At 68.1% G+C, this 571-nt stretch carries 1 protein-coding gene; it reads left to right on the top strand.

Features of this window, described 5'->3' with window-relative positions:
* On the top strand, positions 1-571 hold a 571-nt coding region (locus AACY08_RS28250), incomplete at both ends, for a transketolase C-terminal domain-containing protein (RefSeq protein WP_339472393.1).

Genomic DNA, 571 nt, shown 5'->3' with positions numbered 1-571 from the left:
GGCCGTTCTGCGCGATCTATTCGACCTTCCTGCAGCGCGCCTACGATCAGGTCGTACATGACGTGTGCATCCAGAACCTGCCGGTGCGCTTCGCGATCGATCGCGCCGGGCTGGTCGGGGCCGATGGCGCGACGCATGCCGGGTCGTTCGACGTGACCTATATGGCGTCGCTGCCCAATATGGTGGTGATGGCCCCGGCCGACGAAGCCGAACTGGTGCACATGACGCACACTGCCGTGCTACATGACAGCGGGCCGATCGCGCTGCGCTATCCGCGCGGCAACGGCACTGGCGTGGCGCTGCCCGAGGTGGCCGAGCGGCTCGAGATCGGCAAGGGCCGCATCGTCCGCCAGGGGCATAAGGTGGCGATCCTGTCGCTCGGCACGCGGCTGGGCGAGGCATTGCGCGCGGCCGAGGCGCTGGAGGCGCGGGGCCTGTCGACCACCGTCGCCGATTTGCGCTTCGCCAAGCCACTCGACGAGGACTTGATCCGCAAGCTGCTGACCACGCATGAAGTGGCGGTGACGATCGAGGAAGCCTCGGTCGGCGGGCTCGGCGCGCATGTGCTGAC

Origin of the sequence: Pseudomonas sp. EL_65y_Pfl1_R83 (genome assembly GCF_963970695.1) — a bacterium.
Taxonomy (GTDB): Bacteria; Pseudomonadota; Gammaproteobacteria; order Pseudomonadales; family Pseudomonadaceae; genus Aquipseudomonas; species Aquipseudomonas tritici.
This window is presented reverse-complemented; position numbering and strand designations above follow the sequence as displayed.